This is a genomic window from Pseudomonas sp. A0308 (genome assembly GCF_044218815.1).
In the GTDB taxonomy this organism is placed as follows: domain Bacteria; phylum Pseudomonadota; class Gammaproteobacteria; order Pseudomonadales; family Pseudomonadaceae; genus Aquipseudomonas; species Aquipseudomonas iridis.
In genome coordinates, this window is the sequence record NZ_CP162581.1 from 657,998 (window position 1) to 680,576 (window position 22,579).

The 22,579-nt window shown below is 57.4% G+C and carries 25 protein-coding genes, 1 rRNA gene, 2 pseudogenes and 1 riboswitch; of the genes and pseudogenes, 17 read left to right on the forward strand and 11 right to left on the reverse strand.

From position 1 onward, the window contains the following. Positions 1–73: 73 nt before the first annotated feature. Both AB4P92_RS03020 and AB4P92_RS03025 read right to left on the reverse strand, forming a co-directional pair. Positions 74–1,610, reverse strand: a 16S ribosomal RNA gene (locus AB4P92_RS03020). Positions 1,611–2,278: 668 nt separating this feature from the next. Then, positions 2,279–2,512: a hypothetical protein gene (locus AB4P92_RS03025; RefSeq protein ID WP_115146894.1), complete on the reverse strand. Its 234-nt coding sequence runs from the start codon at positions 2,510–2,512 to the stop codon at positions 2,279–2,281. Positions 2,513–2,695: 183 nt separating this feature from the next. Between AB4P92_RS03025 and AB4P92_RS03030 the strand changes: the two genes are divergently transcribed. Genes AB4P92_RS03030 through msrA form a run of 3 tightly spaced genes read left to right on the forward strand, consistent with a single transcriptional unit; the run spans position 2,696 to position 4,697 of the window. Continuing rightward, a complete protein-coding gene (locus AB4P92_RS03030) occupies positions 2,696–3,136 on the forward strand; it encodes a TspO/MBR family protein (protein WP_042558873.1) in 441 nt (146 codons plus the stop codon). After that, a complete protein-coding gene (locus tag AB4P92_RS03035; protein WP_261736911.1) occupies positions 3,136–4,146 on the forward strand; it encodes an alpha/beta hydrolase in 1,011 nt (336 codons plus the stop codon). The genes AB4P92_RS03030 and AB4P92_RS03035 overlap by 1 nt, the downstream gene beginning before the upstream one ends. A 41-nt stretch (positions 4,147–4,187) precedes the next feature. Next, the gene (gene msrA, locus AB4P92_RS03040) at positions 4,188–4,697 is read left to right on the forward strand and encodes a peptide-methionine (S)-S-oxide reductase MsrA (RefSeq protein WP_047300836.1); all 510 of its coding nucleotides are present in this window, start codon (positions 4,188–4,190) and stop codon (positions 4,695–4,697) included. A 78-nt stretch (positions 4,698–4,775) separates the two neighbouring features. Here the strand turns inward: msrA and AB4P92_RS03045 are convergent, their stop codons facing one another. From AB4P92_RS03045 to AB4P92_RS03055, 3 genes are all read right to left on the reverse strand, one after another. Beyond that, positions 4,776–5,078, reverse strand: a complete 303-nt coding sequence (locus AB4P92_RS03045; RefSeq protein ID WP_395598837.1) for an antibiotic biosynthesis monooxygenase family protein — start codon at positions 5,076–5,078, stop codon at positions 4,776–4,778. 40 nt (positions 5,079–5,118) lie between these two features. Then, the gene (locus AB4P92_RS03050) at positions 5,119–6,093 is read right to left on the reverse strand and encodes a zinc-dependent alcohol dehydrogenase family protein (RefSeq protein WP_395598838.1); all 975 of its coding nucleotides are present in this window, start codon (positions 6,091–6,093) and stop codon (positions 5,119–5,121) included. Between the two features lie 72 nt (positions 6,094–6,165). Next, positions 6,166–6,468, reverse strand: coding sequence for a helix-turn-helix transcriptional regulator (locus AB4P92_RS03055; RefSeq protein WP_047300830.1), 303 nt, complete (start codon positions 6,466–6,468; stop codon positions 6,166–6,168). Between the two features lie 114 nt (positions 6,469–6,582). Here AB4P92_RS03055 and AB4P92_RS03060 point away from each other — a divergent pair, with 114 nt between their 5' ends. Next, a complete protein-coding gene (locus AB4P92_RS03060; RefSeq protein ID WP_395598839.1) occupies positions 6,583–7,059 on the forward strand; it encodes a thiol-disulfide oxidoreductase DCC family protein in 477 nt (158 codons plus the stop codon). On the opposite strand, the gene AB4P92_RS03065 is transcribed toward AB4P92_RS03060, so the two are convergent. From AB4P92_RS03065 to AB4P92_RS03080, 4 genes are all read right to left on the reverse strand, one after another. Continuing rightward, positions 7,002–8,186: a saccharopine dehydrogenase family protein gene (locus AB4P92_RS03065; RefSeq protein WP_395598840.1), complete on the reverse strand. Its 1,185-nt coding sequence runs from the start codon at positions 8,184–8,186 to the stop codon at positions 7,002–7,004. The genes AB4P92_RS03060 and AB4P92_RS03065 overlap by 58 nt on opposite strands. Positions 8,187–8,299: 113 nt before the next feature. Continuing rightward, positions 8,300–8,608: a putative quinol monooxygenase gene (locus tag AB4P92_RS03070; RefSeq protein WP_042562039.1), complete on the reverse strand. Its 309-nt coding sequence runs from the start codon at positions 8,606–8,608 to the stop codon at positions 8,300–8,302. 28 nt (positions 8,609–8,636) lie between these two features. Beyond that, entirely contained in the window at positions 8,637–9,821 is a 1,185-nt protein-coding gene (locus AB4P92_RS03075; RefSeq protein WP_042558865.1) for an L-dopachrome tautomerase-related protein, read from the reverse strand. 56 nt (positions 9,822–9,877) lie between these two features. Further along, positions 9,878–10,885 carry a zinc-binding alcohol dehydrogenase family protein gene (locus tag AB4P92_RS03080; RefSeq protein ID WP_042558864.1) on the reverse strand — a complete coding sequence of 336 codons (1,008 nt, stop codon included), beginning with the start codon at positions 10,883–10,885 and terminating at the stop codon, positions 9,878–9,880. Positions 10,886–10,995: 110 nt separating this feature from the next. Between AB4P92_RS03080 and AB4P92_RS03085 the strand changes: the two genes are divergently transcribed. From AB4P92_RS03085 to AB4P92_RS03105, 5 genes are all read left to right on the forward strand, one after another. Next, positions 10,996–11,886, forward strand: coding sequence for a LysR family transcriptional regulator (locus AB4P92_RS03085; RefSeq protein ID WP_115146888.1), 891 nt, complete (start codon positions 10,996–10,998; stop codon positions 11,884–11,886). Between the two features lie 52 nt (positions 11,887–11,938). Further along, positions 11,939–12,145: riboswitch (cobalamin riboswitch) on the forward strand. A gap of 93 nt (positions 12,146–12,238) precedes the next feature. Then, the gene (locus AB4P92_RS03090) at positions 12,239–14,176 is read left to right on the forward strand and encodes a TonB-dependent receptor plug domain-containing protein (protein ID WP_395598841.1); all 1,938 of its coding nucleotides are present in this window, start codon (positions 12,239–12,241) and stop codon (positions 14,174–14,176) included. Continuing rightward, positions 14,176–14,535, forward strand: a complete 360-nt coding sequence (locus AB4P92_RS03095) for a (2Fe-2S) ferredoxin domain-containing protein (protein WP_395598842.1) — start codon at positions 14,176–14,178, stop codon at positions 14,533–14,535. The genes AB4P92_RS03090 and AB4P92_RS03095 overlap by 1 nt, the downstream gene beginning before the upstream one ends. Further along, positions 14,532–15,458, forward strand: a complete 927-nt coding sequence (locus AB4P92_RS03100) for an ABC transporter substrate-binding protein (RefSeq protein ID WP_395598843.1) — start codon at positions 14,532–14,534, stop codon at positions 15,456–15,458. Before AB4P92_RS03095 ends, AB4P92_RS03100 begins: the two co-directional genes overlap by 4 nt. A gap of 48 nt (positions 15,459–15,506) precedes the next feature. Then, positions 15,507–15,722, forward strand: a complete 216-nt coding sequence (locus AB4P92_RS03105; RefSeq protein WP_042558859.1) for a PLDc N-terminal domain-containing protein — start codon at positions 15,507–15,509, stop codon at positions 15,720–15,722. Here the strand turns inward: AB4P92_RS03105 and AB4P92_RS03110 are convergent. Further along, positions 15,719–15,860, reverse strand: a pseudogene (locus AB4P92_RS03110) (DNA methylase); the annotation flags it as partial. The gene AB4P92_RS03105 and the pseudogene AB4P92_RS03110 overlap by 4 nt on opposite strands. Before the next feature lie 45 nt (positions 15,861–15,905). Between AB4P92_RS03110 and AB4P92_RS03115 the strand changes: the two are divergent. From AB4P92_RS03115 to AB4P92_RS03145, 7 genes are all read left to right on the forward strand, one after another. Further along, positions 15,906–16,283 carry a low affinity iron permease family protein gene (locus tag AB4P92_RS03115; protein ID WP_395598844.1) on the forward strand — a complete coding sequence of 126 codons (378 nt, stop codon included), beginning with the start codon at positions 15,906–15,908 and terminating at the stop codon, positions 16,281–16,283. A 346-nt stretch (positions 16,284–16,629) separates the two neighbouring features. Beyond that, positions 16,630–17,196: an AAA family ATPase gene (locus tag AB4P92_RS03120; protein ID WP_395598845.1), complete on the forward strand. Its 567-nt coding sequence runs from the start codon at positions 16,630–16,632 to the stop codon at positions 17,194–17,196. Further along, complete coding sequence (locus AB4P92_RS03125; protein ID WP_042562038.1) at positions 17,196–17,483, forward strand: barstar family protein; 288 nt, start codon at positions 17,196–17,198, stop codon at positions 17,481–17,483. Before AB4P92_RS03120 ends, AB4P92_RS03125 begins: the two co-directional genes overlap by 1 nt. A 42-nt stretch (positions 17,484–17,525) precedes the next feature. After that, a complete protein-coding gene (locus AB4P92_RS03130) occupies positions 17,526–17,957 on the forward strand; it encodes a VOC family protein (RefSeq protein ID WP_042558856.1) in 432 nt (143 codons plus the stop codon). Positions 17,958–18,024: 67 nt separating this feature from the next. After that, entirely contained in the window at positions 18,025–18,510 is a 486-nt protein-coding gene (locus AB4P92_RS03135; protein ID WP_395598846.1) for a GNAT family N-acetyltransferase, read from the forward strand. Further along, entirely contained in the window at positions 18,507–18,935 is a 429-nt protein-coding gene (locus AB4P92_RS03140) for a hypothetical protein (RefSeq protein WP_395598847.1), read from the forward strand. The genes AB4P92_RS03135 and AB4P92_RS03140 overlap by 4 nt, the downstream gene beginning before the upstream one ends. A gap of 274 nt (positions 18,936–19,209) precedes the next feature. Continuing rightward, positions 19,210–19,368: a DUF2986 domain-containing protein gene (locus AB4P92_RS03145; protein WP_115146881.1), complete on the forward strand. Its 159-nt coding sequence runs from the start codon at positions 19,210–19,212 to the stop codon at positions 19,366–19,368. An 18-nt stretch (positions 19,369–19,386) separates the two neighbouring features. Here the strand turns inward: AB4P92_RS03145 and AB4P92_RS03150 are convergent. Continuing rightward, positions 19,387–19,696, reverse strand: a pseudogene (locus AB4P92_RS03150) (zinc-binding dehydrogenase); the annotation flags it as partial. A 411-nt stretch (positions 19,697–20,107) separates the two neighbouring features. Here AB4P92_RS03150 and AB4P92_RS03155 point away from each other — a divergent pair. After that, positions 20,108–22,477, forward strand: coding sequence for a cytochrome c3 family protein (locus tag AB4P92_RS03155; protein WP_395598848.1), 2,370 nt, complete (start codon positions 20,108–20,110; stop codon positions 22,475–22,477). The last annotated feature ends 102 nt before the right edge of the window (positions 22,478–22,579 follow it).

A 22,579-nucleotide genomic window follows, 5' to 3' on the forward strand; every position in this document is an offset into this window, starting at 1 on the left:
GCTGCTTCTATCGTCTTCTTCAATGAATCAAGCAATTCGTGTGGGAGCTCATGGAGCAGCTGATGTCGTCGATTAAGGAGGTGATCCAGCCGCAGGTTCCCCTACGGCTACCTTGTTACGACTTCACCCCAGTCATGAATCACACCGTGGTAACCGTCCTCCCGAAGGTTAGACTAGCTACTTCTGGTGCAACCCACTCCCATGGTGTGACGGGCGGTGTGTACAAGGCCCGGGAACGTATTCACCGTGACATTCTGATTCACGATTACTAGCGATTCCGACTTCACGCAGTCGAGTTGCAGACTGCGATCCGGACTACGATCGGTTTTATGGGATTAGCTCCACCTCGCGGCTTGGCAACCCTTTGTACCGACCATTGTAGCACGTGTGTAGCCCAGGCCGTAAGGGCCATGATGACTTGACGTCATCCCCACCTTCCTCCGGTTTGTCACCGGCAGTCTCCTTAGAGTGCCCACCATTACGTGCTGGTAACTAAGGACAAGGGTTGCGCTCGTTACGGGACTTAACCCAACATCTCACGACACGAGCTGACGACAGCCATGCAGCACCTGTCTCAATGTTCCCGAAGGCACCAATCCATCTCTGGAAAGTTCATTGGATGTCAAGGCCTGGTAAGGTTCTTCGCGTTGCTTCGAATTAAACCACATGCTCCACCGCTTGTGCGGGCCCCCGTCAATTCATTTGAGTTTTAACCTTGCGGCCGTACTCCCCAGGCGGTCAACTTAATGCGTTAGCTGCGCCACTAAGAGCTCAAGGCTCCCAACGGCTAGTTGACATCGTTTACGGCGTGGACTACCAGGGTATCTAATCCTGTTTGCTCCCCACGCTTTCGCACCTCAGTGTCAGTATCAGTCCAGGTGGTCGCCTTCGCCACTGGTGTTCCTTCCTATATCTACGCATTTCACCGCTACACAGGAAATTCCACCACCCTCTACCATACTCTAGCTTGTCAGTTTTGAATGCAGTTCCCAGGTTGAGCCCGGGGATTTCACATCCAACTTAACAAACCACCTACGCGCGCTTTACGCCCAGTAATTCCGATTAACGCTTGCACCCTCTGTATTACCGCGGCTGCTGGCACAGAGTTAGCCGGTGCTTATTCTGTCGGTAACGTCAAAACACTAACGTATTAGGTTAATGCCCTTCCTCCCAACTTAAAGTGCTTTACAATCCGAAGACCTTCTTCACACACGCGGCATGGCTGGATCAGGCTTTCGCCCATTGTCCAATATTCCCCACTGCTGCCTCCCGTAGGAGTCTGGACCGTGTCTCAGTTCCAGTGTGACTGATCATCCTCTCAGACCAGTTACGGATCGTCGCCTTGGTGAGCCATTACCTCACCAACTAGCTAATCCGACCTAGGCTCATCTGATAGCGCAAGGCCCGAAGGTCCCCTGCTTTCTCCCGTAGGACGTATGCGGTATTAGCGTTCCTTTCGAAACGTTGTCCCCCACTACCAGGCAGATTCCTAGGCATTACTCACCCGTCCGCCGCTGAATTCAGGAGCAAGCTCCTGTCATCCGCTCGACTTGCATGTGTTAGGCCTGCCGCCAGCGTTCAATCTGAGCCATGATCAAACTCTTCAGTTCAAACATCTTTGGGTTTTTAAGAAACCCTAAACTTGGCTCAGCAATCGTTGGTTACATCTTTGATTTCTCGCGGAGTAACTTGTGATGCTGATAATCTTGTTGACTACCAGTCTGACTCCACAAGCACCCACACGAATTGCTTGATTCAGTTGTTAAAGAGCGGTTGGTTAAGATCTTTCGTCTCAACCGAGGCGCGCATTCTACAGCAGCCTCATTTGCTGTCAAGTGATTATTTTCATTTAAAATCAATCACTTACACCCGCTAGAAGCAATCTGCTGTCTGGCGGGAGGTGAATAATACAGGACTAAAACTTATGGTCAACCCCTCCCGGAAAATTCTTTTCCAGACAGAAATCAACCGGTTGCAGCTCAGTCTGCACCAACCGTCATAATCCTGTTATCTGCGACTGCTAACCTCCCCCGCCAGACGAAGTCCCCACCTCCAAGCGCCCCCGATCATGGAACGACCCAAGGTGTTCCCAATCCCATCCGCACTGCCGGCACCATCATCCTCAACCACACCACCGAGTCCATCGGCGTTTCGTAGAGCGGGCTGGCGATCATGTTCCATTCGAGTGGAACGGGGCTGCGGTCTTTTGATCTTCTCCCCAGCATGAGGATCAGGATCAAAAGATCGCAGCGTTCCGCAGTTTCTATCGGGATTTGCGTCAGTGATTAGCGATCACCTGAATGTGTGTGATCCCCACCCGCTCGGCCTGCTGCAGAATTTCCTGAGGCGTTGAGTCTGCGGTGGGCATGATCAGGCCGTTTTCGGCATCGCCCAGATGCAGTTCCAGCAGATGCATGGCCGCCTCGTGATCGCCCAATTGAGGCTCCTTGAGCTCGAAGGTGTGAGTGCGAGGCTCACCGTTGAACAGGTATTTCAGAAGATAAGTGTGCATGGTTTCATCCAGGGTTGTAGGAAGAAGCAACTGATTATCCTGACTCAAAAGTCAATTTTTAGTTCAACTGCATTTCGCCTCGCGCATGAACGGATAAATGTCTTCACTCAATGCAAACTTTTCGCGCCACCGGGCGTCCTTTTCTTACACTCCCAAACAGCTGACCACAGCTAAGGACTGGCGATGACCTTCTTTATATTCCTTCTGGCCTGCGCGGCCGCCGCGACCACTGGCGTCATGTTCAAACCGGGCGAGTGGTATGAGTCACTGGCCAAACCCGGCTTCACGCCACCCAACTGGGCGTTCCCGGTGGCCTGGACAGTCATCTATGTGTTGCTGGCATGGGCGGGTTACCGCTTGAGCCTTATTCCCGGGAGTCAGACGGTGCTGGCTTTGTGGGCCGCGCAGATAGCCCTGAATACACTGTGGACTCCGGTGTTCTTCGGCGCACATCAAGTTCTCGCCGCCATGGTGATCCTGACGTTGCTCTGGCTAGTGGTTGCGACAATGGTGGTACTGGCCGTGCAGCTTGATCTCATCACTGGTTTAATCCTGTTTCCTTACCTGGCGTGGCTATGCGTTGCCGCGGCGTTGAATTTCTCCATTCTGATCAAGAACCGCTGATGAACACATTCACCCGAAAAGCGCCGTGGCCGGAGGGCGAGCGTGAGTTGGCGCAAGTGCACGCCTTCAACAGAAAACTCTCCTGGTTGCCGCGCTTTAAAATTCGCAATCGCGTGCTGCCGAGGATGATTCAAACGCTGCTGCGCGCCAGTCAGGTCGGCGGCGCGAGAAAATTGCTCAAGCATGGCCTCACGGCTGAAAGCAGGGTGATTGATAGCGGCGGAGTACCGGTGGCCGTGCGGATCATTCGGCCCAAAGGTCGAGCAAAAGGCGTTGTGCTGGATTATCACGGTGGTGGCTGGGTGATCGGCAATGCGCAGATGAATGACAACTTCAATGTCGCCATCGTTAATACGTGCGATGTGACTGTCGTCTCGGTGGATTACCGGCTTGCGGTATCGACCCCCATTGAAGGGGTGATGCAAGACTGCCTGGCCGCGGCTCGATGGTTACTGACTGACGATGAGTTTGCCGACCTGCCGGTGATTGTCGTGGGCGAGTCGGCCGGCGGCCATCTGGCAGCAGCTACTTTGTTGGGGCTCAAGCAATCGCCCGATTTGCTGCAACGGGTAAACGGCGCGCTGTTGTATTACGGCGTATACGATATGACCGGCACACCGAGCGTCCGCACCGCGCCGCCGCAAACCCTGGTGCTGGACGGCCCCGGCATAGTTGAAGCGTTGCGCATGCTCACGCCAGACTTGAGTGACGAGGAACGCCGACAGCCTCCGTTGTCACCTCTATATGGCGACTTCAGTGATTTCCCGCCTGCGCTGATGTTTGCCGGCGAACTGGATCCGTTACGCGACGACACCCTCGACATCGCCGAGCGCTGGATGCAATCGGCGCCTGTCGAAATGCACCTGCTGCCCTCCTCGCCCCACGGTTTCATTCATTTTCCAACGGCTATTGCTGACAGCGTATTGACCTACAGCCGTGAATGGATTTGCGCTCGGGTCAGCGGGCAAATGAACGCTTCAGCCTTGGAATTGGGCAACACGCCCTCATAACAATGACTACACACATCATTTCCCGAGGGGAAGGACAGACCATGACCAGCCAAACCGAAACTGCCATCCTCGCCGGCGGGTGCTTCTGGGGGATGCAGGACTTGCTGCGGCGCTACCCCGGTGTCTTGCAGACGCGGGTCGGCTATACCGGCGGCGATGTCCCCAATGCGACTTATCGCAACCATGGCAATCATGCCGAAGCGATCGAAATCGTCTTTGATCCAGCCGTGATCAGTTACCGGCAGATCCTCGAGTTCTTCTTCCAGATACACGATCCGAGCACACCCAATCGCCAGGGCAATGACCTGGGCCCCAGCTATCGCTCGGCGATCTATTACCTCAGTGAAGAGCAACGCGATGTTGCAGAAGACACTGCAGCTGACGTTGACGCTTCAAAGTTGTGGCCGGGCCGCGTGGTCACCGAAATCGAACCGGCCGGTCCCTTCTGGGAAGCAGAGCCTGAGCACCAGGATTACCTGGAGCGGATTCCAAACGGCTACACCTGCCACTTTATTCGGCCGAACTGGAAGTTGCCCAAGCGCAACGGATAGCCAAGTAAGTTCGAAGCTCTCCGACATCAGCCCCCGATACCTCACTTTAAAGGTACGGGGGCTGTTCGGCTTTACGCGTCAGCCTTTAGCAAACTCCGGCCCCTCAATGTGGTAGACCGTCGGCTCTTGCGAAAAGTAATCCTGCAAGCCCAGCATGAACCTCTGATGGTCATCACTCGCTTCAAAACCCGGCGTGTGATCCTCGAGTGTTTGCCATTGCACGATCAAGTTGAAGACCTCAGGACTTTCGATCCCCTGCGCGAGTGTGTGACCGAGGTAACCCTTTGCCCGAGTGAGTAAAGGCGCGACCTCGGCGAACGCATGGCGGAACTGCTCTACTTGTTCTTTATGGACGGGAAGCAAAGCGATTTCATAAATCATGGCGTGTCTCCAAATTGAGTTTCAACGGTTGAAAGTGCACTCAGCCAATAGGGCTGTCTTCGATGGCAATCGCGATTTTTCCCTGGATTCCATTGTTGGGACTCTCCAACCGGGCATGCGCGAGTGGAATGTCGGCAAGTGAATAGACGGCCCCCACGTGCGGGCGCAGCTGACCACGCTCAATCAATGCGCTCAGCTCATCGAGTTTGCCGCGGTTTTGTCGGGTGAAAACGAAGTGATAACTGGCGTTCTTGCCCCAGGCCTGGACAAGATTTTGTGGCATTGAAATGTCGACAATCGAAACTACGCGACCCAGTTGAGCAAGCGCATCGGGGCTGCGTGACAACGTGTTGCCGCCAATGGTGTCGAACACCACATCGACTCCACGCCCAGCGGTTTCTCGCAGGATGGCTTCGACGTAATCCTCCTTTTCGTAATCGATGACCACATCGGCCCCCATACTGCGTGCGAACTCACTGTTCGCTTCACGCACCGTCGTGAACACCTTGGCGCCAATGGCTTTTGCCAGTTGAATCGCCACATGCCCGACGCCCCCGGCACCACCGTGTATCAGAATGGTTTCGCCCACTCTGAGCGCCGCACGCACGACCAATGCTTCCCACGCCGTCCCGCCCACCAACGTCAGGCTTGCTGCCTCCAGATGGCTCAGCGCGGCAGGCTTCTTGCCGACAATGCTTTCGGCGGCCACGTGGTACTCGGCGTAACTGCCTTGGCCGTCAAATATCTGCGGGGTGTACCAGACCTCGTCTCCGGGAACGAAGCTCGTCACGCCCGGCCCCACCGCTTCGACGACGCCCGATACGTCATGTCCGGTTATGGCCGGCAGTTGCACCAGGTCGGGATAATCGCCGCGTCGAACCTGGAAATCCAACGGGTTGATCGAAGTCGCGTGAACCCGGACCAGAACCTGTCCCGCTTGAGGCACGGGCTTGGGCACGTCGCAAAGTTCGAATGCTTGCGGGCCGCCAAATGATTTAAGTATCAGAGCTTTCATCGTATATCCTCATTTCGATAAAAAGGGATATCGAGATTTCTCGATATCTTCAGGTAAAAAGACAGCTCAAAACTACAGGTCCTTCCCGATGATCTCGGCAAGAACGCTGATGGTTGCTTCATTGCGCTTGTAGTAGGTCCACTGGCCGATACGCCTGACTTCAACCAGACCCACGCGTTGCAGCGTTGCGAGATAAGAAGACACCGTCGACTGCGACAGCCCGACACCTTCCTGGATACTGCTCACACAAACGCCCACCGTATGAACGTCACCTTCATCCTGCGGCGGGAAGTTCTTTTCGGGGTCTTTCAAACCCTTGAGGATTTCAAGTCGGGTCTGGTTTGAAAGTGCTTTGAATATTTCGAGTAAGTCCATGCCGCGAGAATATCGACATTTTTCGATATGTCAATGCGAGAATCCAGTACTTTTCAGTCGGCCGGGAGCATTGCGATATGATCCGCAGCAACCGATTCCGATGGACTCACGCTCATGCCAACCGCGCAGACCCGCCCTACCCCCGCGCCATTGCTCAAACCCGGCGAAACCGTGGTGCTGTTCGACGGTGTGTGCAAGCTATGCAATCGCTGGGCGCGTTTTTTGATAAGGCATGATCATCAGCGGCGCGTGCGACTGGCGGCAGTGCAGTCACCCGAAGGGCAGGCGCTGCTGGCGTGGGCGGGGTTGCCGATGGACCAGTTCGACACCATGGCGGTGATTCGCGACCGAAATTACTGGGAGCGATCAGATGCCTTTTTCGAAGTCGTCGGTCAGTTGCCCGGCCGCTGGCAGCCCTTGCGCTTGCTGCGCGTTTTCCCGCGTGGGCTGCGGAACTGGGCTTATGACCGCATCGCGTTGAATCGCTATCGGCTGTTCGGCAAGTACGACAGCTGCCTGCTGCCGAACCCTGATCACGAGCAGCGCTTTCTGAAAATGCCTGCGCCATCGGTGGCTGGATCAGTAAGCTGACCAGGACTGCCGTCAGAAAACTGCACGGACAGGCTCAGGTTGGCCGGATCGTTGATCGCAGCCAGGTATTCGTCAACGCTGATTTCGCCGACGCAGGGCCGGGCACCCGGTTGCGGCACATGACCTCCGGCCATTTTCGCGGCCAGTGCGACGGCTGCGCAGCTGGGGATTTGCGGGCCTTTGTCGTTAAAAGCGGTCAGTTGTGCGGTCATGGTCAGCGGTTGCCCTTCAACGCCTGCGCCCTGAACGTCGATGTACATCGCACTTTTGCCATCGCCGAATCGCTCGAATCGACAGCCCAGCCGATGCAGTCTGGCGGCCCAGGGGAGATGGTCGCGAACCAGCCCGATCTTGACTGCCTGCGCTAACAAAGCATTGGCAACACCGGCGAGTTTCAACCCCGCACCTGCCTTGAAGCTGAGCGTGTGTGCACCATAGCGGCCGGCGAAGATATCCATGTCCGGTACGTCGACATTGGCCAGCAAGCGAGTGCCCAGTCGCGGTATTTTGCGCAAGGTCAGATCCTGCCAACCCGACACTTCATGCACCTTGCCGTTTTTCAGTTGTTTGATCGGCTTGCCGGCGTAAGCCAGCACACCTTCGATTGTCGACAATCCCGGCATTTTCGTCGAAGCGCTAACGCCATGTTCGATCGCGTCAATACGCGAGAATCGGTGACGCTGCTGATCAATGATCGCTGACGAAAGCGTCGGCACCGAACTGCAACCACTGAGGATCGCCACGCCTGCCGCTTTCGCCCGTGCATCGAGAATACCCACGCCGTTGACGAAGGTTCGGCAGTCCGCCAGGTCGCAGTAATTCACTTGAGCAGCGATGCAATTCTCGGCGACCGCATAAGATTGCCCCTGAAACGGCCCGCCGGTGTGGATGACCAACCGGATATTCAGCGAGCGCAAAGCGGCGCTGAACGCAGGGCCCATGGCATCACCGCACCAACCTTGGACGACAGCAGCCGATTGGCTGTTCAGCTCATCGACCTTGCGCTGCAACTTATGCGGGTCGCGTCCCGAGAGCAGCAGTTCTACACCCGGCATGACCGCCAAATGCCCGCAAACGATGCTACCGAAATTACCGTAGCCACCGACCACCATCACCCTGAACGGCATTCAATTCTTCCCTAATTGAAAGGCTGTTCTCAGCCAATATCCAACGCACATAAACAGCCGTGAAGAATATAGACCCGGGCACCCGCAAGCCACTCAACAATTGCGCGATGCCGTCAGCTCGATACCTGTTCAAGAAAGATCAGTTGCAAGGGCTCCTCAAGCAGGTCATCCGCCGTAGCGGCGAAACGCTGGAAATACGGCATGGCGAAATGCGCATCCAGTGCCGCTTGATCCTTGAACGCCTCGCGCATGTAGAACGTACCGCGCTCATCGCGCAGTTCAAACAACACATAATCGAGATTGCCCGGCTCTGCCCGGGTCGGTTCGACCAGTGCCAGAAGCCCTTCTTTCAAGGCCTGTTCCTGACCCTTTTTGGCCTTGAGTACGGCAATCGAAACCAACACTTCAGTGGACGCATTCATCATCAGTTCTCCGAAAAATAAACAGGTTTTAGCGCGTAGGCGCAGGCGCCGCGTCGATTTTCAGACGCAGCAGGCTGTAGGGTTTCTGTCGTTGATCCTGCCCGCCGCGAAACGCCGCCTGGCGGTGCAACTGGTTGGCGATGAAATACAGATAACCGTCGGGGCCGATCGACAACGTGTCAGGCCAGAGCAACCGTGGGTCGTGCACCAGCGTCTGCCATTGGCCATCCGGCAGCCGCTTGCGGATCGAGTTGTGTTCGTAGTCCCCGGCATAGACGGCGCCGTCGGCGTCAGCCTCCATGCCATCGGAGGCACCTTTTTCGCCCAGATCCTGCACGGCGGCAGCCAGTTGTTGCTCGCTGACGCTGGCATCGCGCAGCAGCGCAGTGGACACGGCATACAGGTGTCGACTGGACAGAGGCGTGAAATACAGCGTCTGGCCATCGGCTGACAGGGCAATACCGTCCGACGCCACACCCAGCGGTTTGGGTTTGCCGTCGGCGCCTTCGACCATCACTGGCAAACCTTCAACGACCGGGACGAAAGCCGGATCAACCGACGTTGCCGGCACGCCGCTCAAACGACGCATGGCACGCCCACTGGCAATGTCCATGACAATGATCGCGCCCGGGCCTCGCAGCGAGGAGTCGGTGAGGTACACGGTGCCCTCGGCGCCGTTGCGAAAGTCGAAACGCATGTCGTTGACATACGTGCTGGGCAACATCACGTTGTCCGGGAACACCAGCCGCTTGACGACTTTGTTGCTGGCAAGGTCTATCGCAACCAGTTTCGCTCCTCGCGGCTTGGGGTCGGCGAAGCCCGGCGCTGCGGTGTCGAGCAGCCAGACACGCCCCTGACCATCAGCCACCACGCTTTGCACACTGATTAACCCGTCGCTTGGGTCGTTGGGGTTTTCCTTGTTGATCGCGGCGTTCGGATAGGCCACCACTTTGCCGTCGCGGATCTCGCCCACGGTGAACGGCACATTGTCGCCCCAGCGCGGAAAGTTGACGAAGATCCGTCCGGTCTCGCTGACGGTCACACCGGTGGGCATCGCATCGTAGAACGCATGCACTTGTTCAAGCTTGCCGAAGGATCGATCGGCGGGTGCATCCGCCGGCAAGGCGACAGCGTTGATGGCGTGGGCGAACGGCGCACCAAACGCGGCAGCCGATAACAAGGCGATAACGGCGGGAAGGGTTTTCATACGCATAAAGTGCTCCTGACGGGCCCTTTATGGCGCCCGTATGACGGTTCAAGTGACGGTTATCAGAAGCCTTCGAGAACGATCTTGCCCCGAGCCTTGCCACTCTCGACCACTGCATGAGCGCGGCGCATGTTTGCCGCGTTGATCGCACCGAAGTGCTCGCCGACGGTGGTCTGCAAAACCCCCAGATCAATCAGGTCCGAGACCCGGTCAAGCAGGTGATGCTGCTCGATCATGTCCTCCGTTTCGTACAACGAACGGGTGAACATCAACTCCCAATGCAGCGACAACGACTTGCGCTTGAGCGGCATGACATCAAGGCTCTCGGGATCATCAATCACCGCTAGACGACCCTGCGGTCGCAGCACTTCGATCAGCTGTAAAAAGTGCTGTTCGGTGTGGGTCAGGCTGGCGACGTAATCGACCTCGGCAATACCGAGTGCCTGCAACTGAGCGAGCAGTGGCTGGCTGTGATCGATGACGTGATGGGCGCCCAACTGCTTCACCCAATCAGCGGTCTCCGGGCGCGAGGCGGTGCCAATCACCGTGAGTCGGGTCAACTGCCGAGCCAGTTGCACCAGCATCGAACCGACGCCACCCGCCGCGCCGGTAATCAACAGGCATTTGCCCTCCCCGCTGGCCTCGGCGACACCGAGACGGTCGAACAATAATTCCCACGCTGTGATCGACGTTAGCGGCAATGCCGCCGCCTCGGCAGCACTCAACGAACGTGGCTTGTGCCCGACAATCCGCTCATCGACCAAATGCAATTCGCTGTAGCTGCCGCTGCGAATAATCGAGCCGGCGTAAAACACTTCGTCGCCCGGTTGAAACAGAGTCACTTGCGAACCGACTTCGCGGACAATGCCGGCCGCATCCCAACCGAGAATTTTCGGTTCTTTTGTGAAAGTACCGGCGCGCACCTTGGTGTCGACCGGGTTGACTGAAACAGCCCGTACCTCGACCAGCAGATCACGCGGACCGGGCACTGGCGCAGCCATCTCGATGTCTTGCAAGGATTGCGGATCTTCAATGGGCAGGGCGTGGTGTACAAAGGTGATGGCTTTCATGGGGGCTCGCTGTCTGAAGGGTTGAAGCATTCACTTGCCACCATCTTCGGCTTCCCACGGAGAAAGAAAAACCTGCAGAATGCGCCAACACTTTCACTGCAGAAGAGAAAATGATCCGCATCGATGACCTCGCCCTGTTCACCCGCAGCGCAGCGCTGGGCAGCTTTACCGCCGCGGCGCTGGAGGCCGATTTGTTGCCGGGGCAAGTCGCCGCCGCCATCAAACGCCTGGAGCGCGAACTGGATGTGCGCCTGTTCGCGCGAACCACCCGCAGCCTGCGTTTGACTGCCGAAGGTGAGCAATACCTGCCCACCGCCCACGCCGTGCTCGAAACCCTGAAACAAGGCGAGGACAACCTGAGGGGTGAAAACGCCACGCTGCGCGGCGTGCTGCAAGTCACTGCGCCGTCTGATCTGGGGCGCAATATTCTGCTGCCATGGCTAACGATGTTCCGTCGTCAGCATCCGGAACTGACCCTGCGCTTTGTGCTGTCGGACCAGATGGCCGACCTGTTTCGCGACCCCGTCGACGTCGCCATTCGATACGGTACCAACGAAGACGCCAACTACGTGGCTCTGCCACTCGCGCCTTGGAATAAACGGGTGCTGGTCGCATCGAAGGACTACGTGCAACGCCACGGGCAGCCAAAAACGCCGGAGGACTTGTTGAATCATCCATGCCTGCTCTACCTGCAGAATGGTCGGGTCTTCGATAAATGGAGCCTGGCCGGTCAGACAATTCAAGTCTCTGGCCCGCTGTTCAGCGACGACGCCGATGTGGTTAGGCGCTGGGCACTGGACGGTGAAGGTATCGCCAACAAATCCTGGCTGGATGTCAGCGCTGACGTGAGCGCAGGACGCTTGCTTGTGCTGCTGCCGGACTTTCCCGGAGAAGCCTCGCCGTTGAGTCTGGTGTGCCCGCATCGCAAACAAATTTCCCCCGCGGTATCGCAACTGTATGCGTGGTTGAGCAACCAGTTTGCCGCCCTGCAGCCGGGCTGAACTGAGCGTCCGATAATGGCTGCGGCGTTGACGAACGGTCTTTCGAGTGTTCAGATGCCGTCCAGTTTCAGGTGTCCCATGCCGCCGTGCATGGGGTGAAACGGGAAACCGGTACGTTCTTTTTGAACAAGTCCGGTGCTGCCCCCGCAACGGTATGCGCGTGATGCTTTCGACACACCACTGTGGCCAGACGGCCATGGGAAGGTGAAAGCATCGATACGCGCGAGCCCGGAGACCGGCCCGAAATTTCTGTTTGGCAAAATCCTGCGGTGGGCGGGCATGGGCCGGTGTCGGCGTGTGCGCGATGCCTTCTCCTGCATGCTCTTCTGCGAAGATCCTTTTCGAGAAGACAATGATTCGACCTTTCAACTCCTCTGCTCCATCCCTGCTATTCGGTTGCCTGTTCAGTCCGCTGCTGCTGGCCGACGAAGCGCCTCTGGAACTCAATCAGCAAATCATTTGCGCACCGTCGGTGGAGTCCACGACCGTCGCCGACATGGCGCATTACGGCAGCAAAGTGGACATCGTCAGCCGCGAACAGATCGAGCGCGCCGGCCCCGCGGCGGATGTCAGCCGCGTCATGCAGATGTTCATTCCCGGCCTCTATGTCGCACCGAAAAACGGCCCGTTCGACTACGGCACTTATTCCCTGTTGGGCGGGCGCAACGACGATACGCTGATCCTGCTCGACGGCGTGCGCTTGAACAACCGCTTGTACGGTGGCTTGTATCTGGACACCTTGCCGGCGAACGCCATCGAACGCATCGAAGTGCTCAAGGGTGGGCAGAGTCTGTTGTTCGGCACGCAAGCGGTGTCGGGGGTGATCAACATCGTCACTCGCTCGCCACAGCGTCGAAAGGCCTCGGGCGAGGTGAACATGGGCCTCGATACCTTCGGCGGCACCACCGGCGATGCCCGGGTCGAGAATATCTTCAGCAACGGTTTCGGCGATCTGGGCTTGCTGGCGTATGTCAGCCACAACGTCTCCGACGGTTACCAGCCGTTTCGCAACCGCGACATGAAAAACGTCACCGAGAAAAAACGCGCCTATGAAGTCACCACGTTCGGTGGCAAGGCGATTCAGTCGTTCGGCGACGACTCGCGGCTGGAACTGTTCTACCAATACGCCGACGCCAACCTCGATTTCGCCCGTCCGGTCGGCAACCACAAAACCACCAACGACCGCGTGCAACAGATCGCCACAGCGACCTTCGAGCAAAACCTCAATGAGCGTCTGAGCTACTTCGTCAAAGGCCATGTCAACGATTGGGACACGCGCTACACACGCATCAATAACGTCGAGGGCGGCGCCACCAGAGTCATCAACCGCAACGACTACTGGGGCTTCACCGATTGGGGCATACAGGCCGAAGGCAAGGCTGAATCGTCCGACGGTCACGTGCTGGTGTTTGGCACCGACAACCAGTGGTTCAAGGGCCAGGACGATGTCCTGATCATCGACAACGACAAGGCTGAAGCCCACGCGATCTACACCCAGTTGCGTCCGCGAATCGACGCCCTGCCCGACTGGCACCCGAGCATCGGCGTTCGCCACGAAGCCATGGGTGGCGGCGACAGCGCCACGGTCGGCATGCTCACTTCGCTCTACGATCTCAACGACAACTGGGCCGTGCGCGGTCAGTACGGCAGCGCCTATAAACTGCCGAACGCCGAACAATTGTTCGTCAACGAACCGGGCGACGAGATCGGCAACCGCAACCTCAAACCGGAAAAAAGCCGCAACGCCGAACTGGGCCTCGACTACAAGGGGCTGCTGCTTGATCGCGCGTTCAGCGCCAGCATCACCGTGTTCAAACGCAGAATCGACGACCTGATCACCCTCGACGATAGTCGCTGGGTCAACGGCGAGGGCCAGGTGCGCATGCGCGGTTTCGAGGCCGACGCGACACTGGCGCTCAACGCGCAATGGAGCCTGCAAGCGGACATGACCCGCAACCTCACCGAATCGCGCAGCGGCGTGACCATCAATGACATCCCGAGCTTCTTCGCCCGTTCACGCATAGGCTTCGAGTCGGAAAACCGTCTGTGGGGTGCCGGCGGTGCGATCCGCTATATCCGCGATGTGACCAGCTCGAAACAGGTCGAGTACGGTCACTATTCAGTGATCGATGCCGACGCTTATCGCTACCTCGACAATGCCCGTCAACACCGCGTCAGCCTGCTGGTAGAGAACCTGTTCGACCGCGATTACGTCACCAGCCGTGCCAGCAACGTCGACAACCTCGGACGGCCGTTCACCTCAGAAGTACGCTACACGTACCGCTTCTGATGCCTGAATTCAAAACGGTCGACGGCGTCGACACGCACCCGGACTGGTCGCACGTTCCCGAACATGCGCGCCACGTGTTCCTCTGCACCGGCCCGCGCTGCACCCAGCGCGGCGCCTTGCAGTTATGGAAAACCCTGCGCCGGCACCTGCTGGCGCACGACCGCATCGAAACCCCGGGCGGCGTGTTACTGACACGCACGCATTGTCAGTTCCCGTGCAATCTGGGGCCGATTCTGACGGTGTATCCCGAGACCTGCTGGTATGGCGCGCACAGCGACGCCGACGTGCAACGGCTGGTCGAGGTGCACCTGGTCGGTGGTGAGGTGGTCGAGGATTTGCTGATCAAGGAGCGCTCATGAGAACACTTGGGTTATGCCTGACGGCCCTGCTCTGCACAGCACCGGCCCTCGCTGACGATTATCGAAACTGCGGCGAAACCTGGAGCGCTGCACAATTGCCGCCATCGCGCATCGTCGCACTCAATCAACACGCGGCTGATCTGCTGATCGCCCTGGATGCAGGGCCGAGTCTGGTTGGCGTCGCCTATCTGGACGACACCCATGCTGGGGATCGAAAGGCCGAGTACGCAGGCGTTCCGGTGATCGCGCCGCGCTACCCGTCCAGTGAAGTACTGTACGCGCAGAAACCGGATCTGGTGGTCGGCGGCTTCGCCACGGCGTTCGGCGACGGCGTCACTTCACGCTCGGGTCTGGCGCGCAACGCCGTCGCTTCCTATTTACTGGAGTCGGCTTGTGCGGGGCATTCGCTGGATTATTTCGGGCATGTGCGCAATGACCTGCTGACCCTCGGTGCGCTGCTGCACAAACAGTCAAAAGCGCAGCAACTGAGCGCCGCCATGGACGCCGATCTGTCCCGCGCCCTCGCACTGATCGGCAGCGAAAATCCGCTGTCGGTGTTCTATCTGGACAGCGAGGTCAACGGTCTGGATTCAGAGGGCGGACGCGGTTTCGTGACCACCCTGCTGGCGGCTGCCGGGGCGCGCAATCTATTCGCCGACATCAACCAGTATCGCGTGACGATAGATCGCGAAACCCTGCTGATCAGCGATCCCGACGTCATCTTGCTGGCCGATGCCGAATGGTCGCCAGCCTGGCGCAAACGTCAGCTGCTAGAGAATGATCCGGTGTTATCGCGCTTGCGCGCCGTGCGTGAGCATCGCCTGATCGACATCCCCTTCACTCACCTGCTGCCGACGGTGGGCAGCGGCCGTGTCGCACTTCACCTGGCGCAGCAACTCAAGGCGCTGCAGAAAAATAAATGAACCCGCCGAACCTCAAGCCACCTAAGAAAGACCATCAGGAGGTAGCCAATGCATATCGAAACCGTGTGGATCGTACTGGCGGCAGTTCTTCTATTGATTGAACTGTGGGCCATCAATCGGGTGCGCAAGAGTGAGGGGAAATCGAACAACAAGGGAGTCTGGATCGTGTTGATCGTGTTTGTGCCGTTGTTCGGGCTGATCGCCTGGGCAATCGCGGGTCCTAAACACATCAGCCCGAGCACGGCCGCGCGTCCTGGCCGTTAATCAAAAAGTACCGGCCCTGCTTCACGCCTGAAAATCTCGACGGTCTTGGGACCGATCCCGTCAAATTGCGCCAGGCGTTTCTCGAACGCCTGGCGCGTCGGCACTGGCTGCCACGATACGGCAGACCTTCCCCGCAAAATGGCCAAGGCCTACGCCTTACCTATCTCAAGAGCTTGCACAAATATGAAATTCGCGTCTTTCTGCCAGGCCCTGTCCAATTGGGCCGGCAGCTCAAAAACCTTTATCGCCGCCATTGTTCTGATCATCATCTGGGCGCTCACCGGCCCGTTCTTTCATTACAACGACACCTGGCAACTCATCATCAATACCTCGACCACGATCATCACGTTTCTGATGGTGTTCCTGATTCAGAACACGCAAAACCGCGACAACGATATCTTGCACCTGAAGATCGACGAACTGATTCGCGCCACCAAGGACGCGCAAAACGCCACGTTGGGGCTGGACAAAATGGGCACACGTGAACTGCGAAAATTGCGCAAGCACTACAGATCGCTCGGTGAAGCCGATGAGATCGACGTCGACTCGACTGCACAGTAAACACTAGCGGTGATCTGCAATGCTTGACCGACGTTGTTCATGCAGGGTGCACCAAGGCTTTTTTCCCCATTCCTCGCAGACCATTGATCCAGCGCGGTCAAGGGTAGCGTCACGAGTTGGCACAGCTAATGCGAGCCTGGGCCAAGCCAAACTCGATGAACCCGGCGCGCAAATTAAAGCCATGAAGGCGAGCCACAAGAAAGACATGGCGGCCGGCAGTATGGCTGCGTAATGCTCTGAAGCTGTTCCGGGCCCGGCATTTTGCCGGGCTTTTTTTTGCGGTCGATGGCCTGCCCCAGGTCTTGGTGGCTTAGAAGTGCCAACTTTTGCCGCAAGGGATTTGCAAATGCAACGCATCGTCATTCTGGGCAACTCCGGCAGTGGAAAGTCCACCTTGGCCCGGGAAATCGGCCAGCGTCTGGACGTACCCGTTGTTCACCTTGATCCGCTGTTCTGGGAACCCGGCTGGATCGAACCGGATGACGAGGCTTTCCGTGAGCGGGTACGACAAGCCATCGCCGGTGATGCCTGGGTATGCGAGGGCAATTATTCCCGACGCTCCTTCGATCTGCGCCTGCCCCGTGCAGACCTGATTATCTGGCTCGAAACACCGCGCCTGACCTGCTTGCGACGGGTCATCACGCGCAGCGCAATGAACCGGCCACGCCCGGATCTTCCGGCAGGATGCACCGAACGAATGGATAAAGCCTTTCTGGTCCTTCTTAAATATGTCTGGCACTTTGGCCGAGTCAATCGCCCAGCCAGCGAGGCCAGGCGAATGGCGATAGCACCGCAGATTCCGGTTGTTCACCTGAGCGGGACGCGGCAGATTTCGGTGTTTGTGGCGGGCCTGAACAAATCAGCACCTGGCCACAGGATCGACAGCGATATCGTTACTGGTGAGGCTGAATGATGTCGCGACTTGAGCTTGTGAGTATTGATCTAAGTGAAGTGCAAAGTAGCCAGGCACTCCATGGCATGTTGAAAGAAGCCCTCGGATTCCCCGACTGGTACGGCTGCAACTGGGATGCTTTTTGGGACGCCATCACAGGGCTCGTCGAAATGCCCATGCATTTGAACATTTGCGGGTGGGATACTTTTTCCAGCCGCCTGCCCAGAGAGGCGGCACTGCTGAAAAAATGTCTGGCAAACATGGCGAGCGAGTATCCAGAATCAGCGCCCGCTGTGGCATTCGACTGAAGATTCAATTCATGGGCTACAGCTCGAAAAGGAAGTCATCTCATGTTTGAACGCAACAAACTGGTTCCCGAGCTCATGGTTACCCACCTGGATAACAGCTTGGCTTTCTGGGTGTCATGCCTTGGTTTCAGCATTGCTTATCAGCGTGCGGAAGATGGCTTCGCTTATCTGGATCTGAACGGCGCTCAAGTCATGCTGGAGCAGATTGATCCGAACGCTCGTCAATGGCTGACCGCTGCGCTGAGCAAGCCATTTGGCAGAGGCATCAACCTGCAGATTGATGTCGAGGCTGTGGGGCCCGTCATCCGCAAACTTGGCGAAGCAGGCTTTGCACTTTATCGGGAATGCCGGGACACCTGGTATCGGGCTGATACGGTAGAAGTGGGTCAACGCGAATTCATCGTTCAGGATCCGGATGGTTATCTGGTAAGGCTGGTAGAGCGCCTGGGTGAACGGCGAATCAGTTCAGCCTGAAAGCTCATCATTACTCCGTCTCGCGTACTCCTGCGCGCCCTTCAAAACTCAAGGAACGTGACTCACCATGGACGACACCATCACCTACCGCCTCGCAACCGCTGAAGACGCACTGACCATGTGCGAGTTAGGCCAGTTGCTCAACGCCGTACACCACGCTGCCCGTCCCGATATTTATGCTGCCGCCACCGAAGACTTCTCCCGCGACCTGCCGCACTGGTCGGGCATTTTCGAGAAGCCGGATCAGGTAGCTTTTATCGCGCACGTCGGCGATCAGGCCGCCGCATTCATTACGGCCAGCTTGTCGGCCAGTTCGCCTCCGCTGATGCAGCCGCAAAAGGTTGTGCGCATCGGCTCGGTGTGTGTCGCCGAGCGGTTTTCCGGCAAAGGTATTGGTCGGGCGCTGATGCAACTCGTCAGGGATTGGGCGATTGAACATGACGCACAGGATTTGCGCCTGACAGTCTGGCCGTTCAATGAACGTGCGGCGCGCCTCTATGCGGAGCTCGGTTTTGAGAAACGCGCAGTCGAAATGGGCATGCGTCTGGTATGAGCAGGCAACGCCGACTCTTGATGATCGTCCTCGGTTTAGTGGTGTTTTACATTGGACTGTGGGCGGCGTCTCAGTGGTGGGAAAAAGCGTTGGCCACCCCTTACGGCGACGCTGACATCAGCCCCGATGGCTGCGTCCGGGTCCAGGCGTTCAGGCCTTATTGGGTGTTGCCAAACTCCTTTCATCCTCAGTTCCATCCTGACGACCCGCAAGATCTGTCCTGGTTCATCCGTTGGGAGAGCCCGGCGTTTTTCCGCTTATACGATAATCGTGACGGGCAATTGCTCGGTGAGAGCGAGATCTACGACCTGACGGCGTATGGCGCGCCGGTGTCCTGGGGCTCCAGAGGCCACCCTACCGTAATGGTCGGTCTGATCCAGATTGGTGATCTCCCGCCCGACTGCGCGCGTAACCGGCCGTATTGATCGCTCCGCAAATGCAGATGGCAAATCGCGTCTATGCTCACTCGGTTCCGGGTGAGGGTATTGGTTGATGGAAGAAGCGCGCGCCCCGACGATCAAAGCTGTTCGGGTCTTTATTGCGATGTGAGCAATTGATGTTGCCTGCACCCCGGCCATGCGTCAGGATGCCTGCCCTTTTGGGCCAGAGACAGCGACGCTTCCTTATGCGACTCTCTGGCCAATGCGCTCGAGAAGCCCTTCGATCGCCGATATCCAACAGACAAACCGAGTCGTCAACATGAACCGTCAGAAAAAACTGAAGCAGTTGTTCAGGGAAAAAGCCAAGAAGGCCAGCGCGAAACTGGCCCCGAAAAAGGAAAAGTACATCAGCAAGGCTGACCGCCTGAAGATGGCTGAGGAAACTGTCGCCGAGCCAGTCGTTTCTACCGATAGCTGAGGTATAGCCCCAACGGCCTCAATCGATCTTGATCACCACCTTGCCGAACGCCCCTTTCGCGAGATGCTCGTGCGCTTGGCGGGCTTGCTCGAACGGATACACCTGATCGGGATGCCTTGGTCGCCGCGACCGATTGATTGAAACCACTGCCGCCCGCAACATCGAGCAGCAGGACGACGCACCCGCCTTCAGTGAGTTTCAGCGCTTCATCCACCCCATCCGGCGTGGTTCTGTATTTAATGCCGCCCACCGCCCCCAGACGTTTCACGGCTTGCTGATTTTCGTCACGGCGGGATGTGGCGATTACCTTCGCACTCAGTACCGTGGCGCGAACTCCCGAGTCGCACGCATCTGGCCCCGCAGGTGCGGGGGCTTATCGAATGGCTCTAGCGCGTTTAACAGCATTATCACCGCTGCTTAAGACACTGCGCGTTACGCCATTCAAAAGCGGGCCCAGCCCGGCGCTTGGATTGCCAGCAGCGCACTCAACCCTGGCCCCAACGCAAACCTCGTCCACAAATGGATTCGGCTGCAAGTGCAGAAAAACAAGACGCTGCAACCCAAATGCGCTTTTTGTGGACATGCAGAACGATTAGCTGAAGATCTTTATTCCCAAGACTCGCCAGCAGACTAGAGTGTTAAGTCAGGCATCAAAGGCTAATGCGGCAATTGAATTCGATACCTGGCCGAAGCAAACAGCCGCGGCTAGACGTGCTTGGGACATGGGACAATTCGCACTATGCCAAAGAACGCCACTAAGAAGCCGATATCGGGCAAATCTTCCGTAAGATCTAACGGACTGTTCAATCACCTTTACTTCAGTTTCATCGGCCTATTGCTGCTAGTCGCTGGCGTGCTTTTGTACATCGCTCAAACATCCCAAGAACCGGTGATCAAGCTACCTGTCGTCGCTGAAAAACCTGTCGAAAAGCCAACGACCCAAGCTGCGCCAGCTTTTTTTGTCGATGAACAACAGTGCATAGGCTGCCACCACGTGCAGGGCAAGGACTGGCAAGGTTCACATCACCAACTGGCCATGCAGACAGCGACCGGACAAAGCGTGCTCGGCAACTTTAACAATACGACCTTCAAAGGCGAAAAAGACACCACGCGTTTCTTCCGCAAAGACGATGACTTCTGGGTCAATACCGTCGATGGCGATGGCAAGACCAAGGATTTCAAGGTGGCATATGCCTTCGGGGTTGCACCGTTGCAGCAATACCTGCTGGAAACCGATGGCGGACGCCTTCAGGCATTGGGCGTGGCCTGGAATACGGAAAGAAACCGCTGGTTTCATATCTACCCTGGCCAAGGGGTGGACTTCGAAGATTCGCTGCACTGGAGCAAGCCCGGGCAGAACGCCAATTTCATGTGCGTTGAATGTCACACCACTGGCTTCAAGCGCAATTTCGATGCCGACAAAAACAGCTTCAACAGCCAGTGGAACAGCCTCGGTGTCGGCTGTCAGGCATGCCACGGACCGGCGTCGAACCATCTGCTGTGGAGGAACAAAAATGACACATCCACAGCACCGATCAATGCTGGGTTCGAGATCAACCTGAGCAAGGCCGACAACGCGACTCAGGTCGATATCTGCGCTCGGTGCCATGCGCGTCGCGCGCCACTGAGTGATGATCAGAAGCATGGCAAACCACTGATGGATGCTTACCTACCCAGTGCCCTGACCCGCGAGCTTTACGAGTTGGACGGCAAGATCAAAGGCGAAGTGTTCGAGCACGGCTCCTTCGTGCAGAGCAAGATGTTCGCCAAGGGCGTGCGCTGCAGCAATTGCCATAACCCGCACAGCAACGAGTTGAAAGCTCAAGGCAACAGTGTCTGTCTGCAATGCCACAACCCCGGCGGCAAGACTACGGTACCTGGCGTCGACGGCGCAGGCCTGCAAGCAAAAAACTACGACTCGCCCGAACACCATCACCACCAACCGGGACAGCCAGGCTCGCAGTGCATCGACTGCCACATGCCCGGCAAGTTGTTCATGGGAAACGATCTGCGCCACGATCACAGTTTCACCCTGCCTGGCCCGGCACTGGCCAACAGCATCGGCATCCCGGACGCATGTCTGGGTTGCCATATCAAGCTGCCGGCTAAACAGGTAGTCGAGCAATACAAGACCTGGTACGCCCAACCGCAAAACGCGACCCAAGACTACGCTCGCAGCCTGTGGCAGGTCCGCAGCGCGCAGCCTGGTGCCGCAGCGACATTGTTCGAGCAACTGGAATCCACCCAACTCGCGTCGATTCGTCGCGCGACATTACTCGCCGAACTGCCGAACTATCCAAGTCAGCGCGCGCTGGAATCCAGCAGCAAAGCACTACTCGATCCGGAGCCGCAAGTGCGTGAGGCGGCGGTCAACGTGGTCGCAGCACAATTGCCGCCAGGCCAGCGTCTCGACCTGCTCGGCGCGCTGCTACAAGATCCGATCCTCGCGGTGCGCATCGCTACTGCCCGCGCACTGCTGGGCAATATGCAGCAACTCGGTCACTTCCAGAGCAGCTTTGATAAAGCCATCGCTGAATACGAGACCGTGCAGTTGAGCTTGCAGGAGCGCGCCGAGGCTAACCTCAACCTAGCCATGCTCTATCAGGCCAACGGCCACACCGTGCAGGTCGAGCATTATTTGCGGACGGCCATTGATCGCGATCCTGACTTCCTTCCGGCGTTCATCACCTTGGTGCAATGGCTGGATGCCAATCAGCGCATGCCCGAAGCGTCGGCGCTGTTGTCCGAAAAGCTGAAAAAGAAGCCAAGATCGGCGATGTTGCAATTCACTCAGGGTTTGGCACTCGTCCGGCGTAACCAGCCTGTGGCTGCACTCAAAGCCCTGCGTGAAGCTAATCGGCTGGAGCCGGAAAATGCTCGGTACGCCTACGTACTCGCCATCAGCCTGCAGGATCGCGGCGACCAGAAAGGCTCAAGGCAATTGCTCGAATCCACCCTCAAACGCCACCCGGAAAACCGCGAAGTGCGCATGGCTCTGGTGGCGCAATTACGTGATGAGGGCGAGATGCAGCAGATGAAAGCTAGAATCGAGGAGCTGAAGGCTATCAACCCTGGCGATCCTGCTTTGCAGCCGAGTAACCTTAGATAAAGATGCAGCAGAAGGAAGCGGCCGACATGAGGCCCTCAACATTTCCTCGGCAAAGACTAGAGGAAAAATAGGCCGGTTCTTACGGCGTTAGCGATAGACACA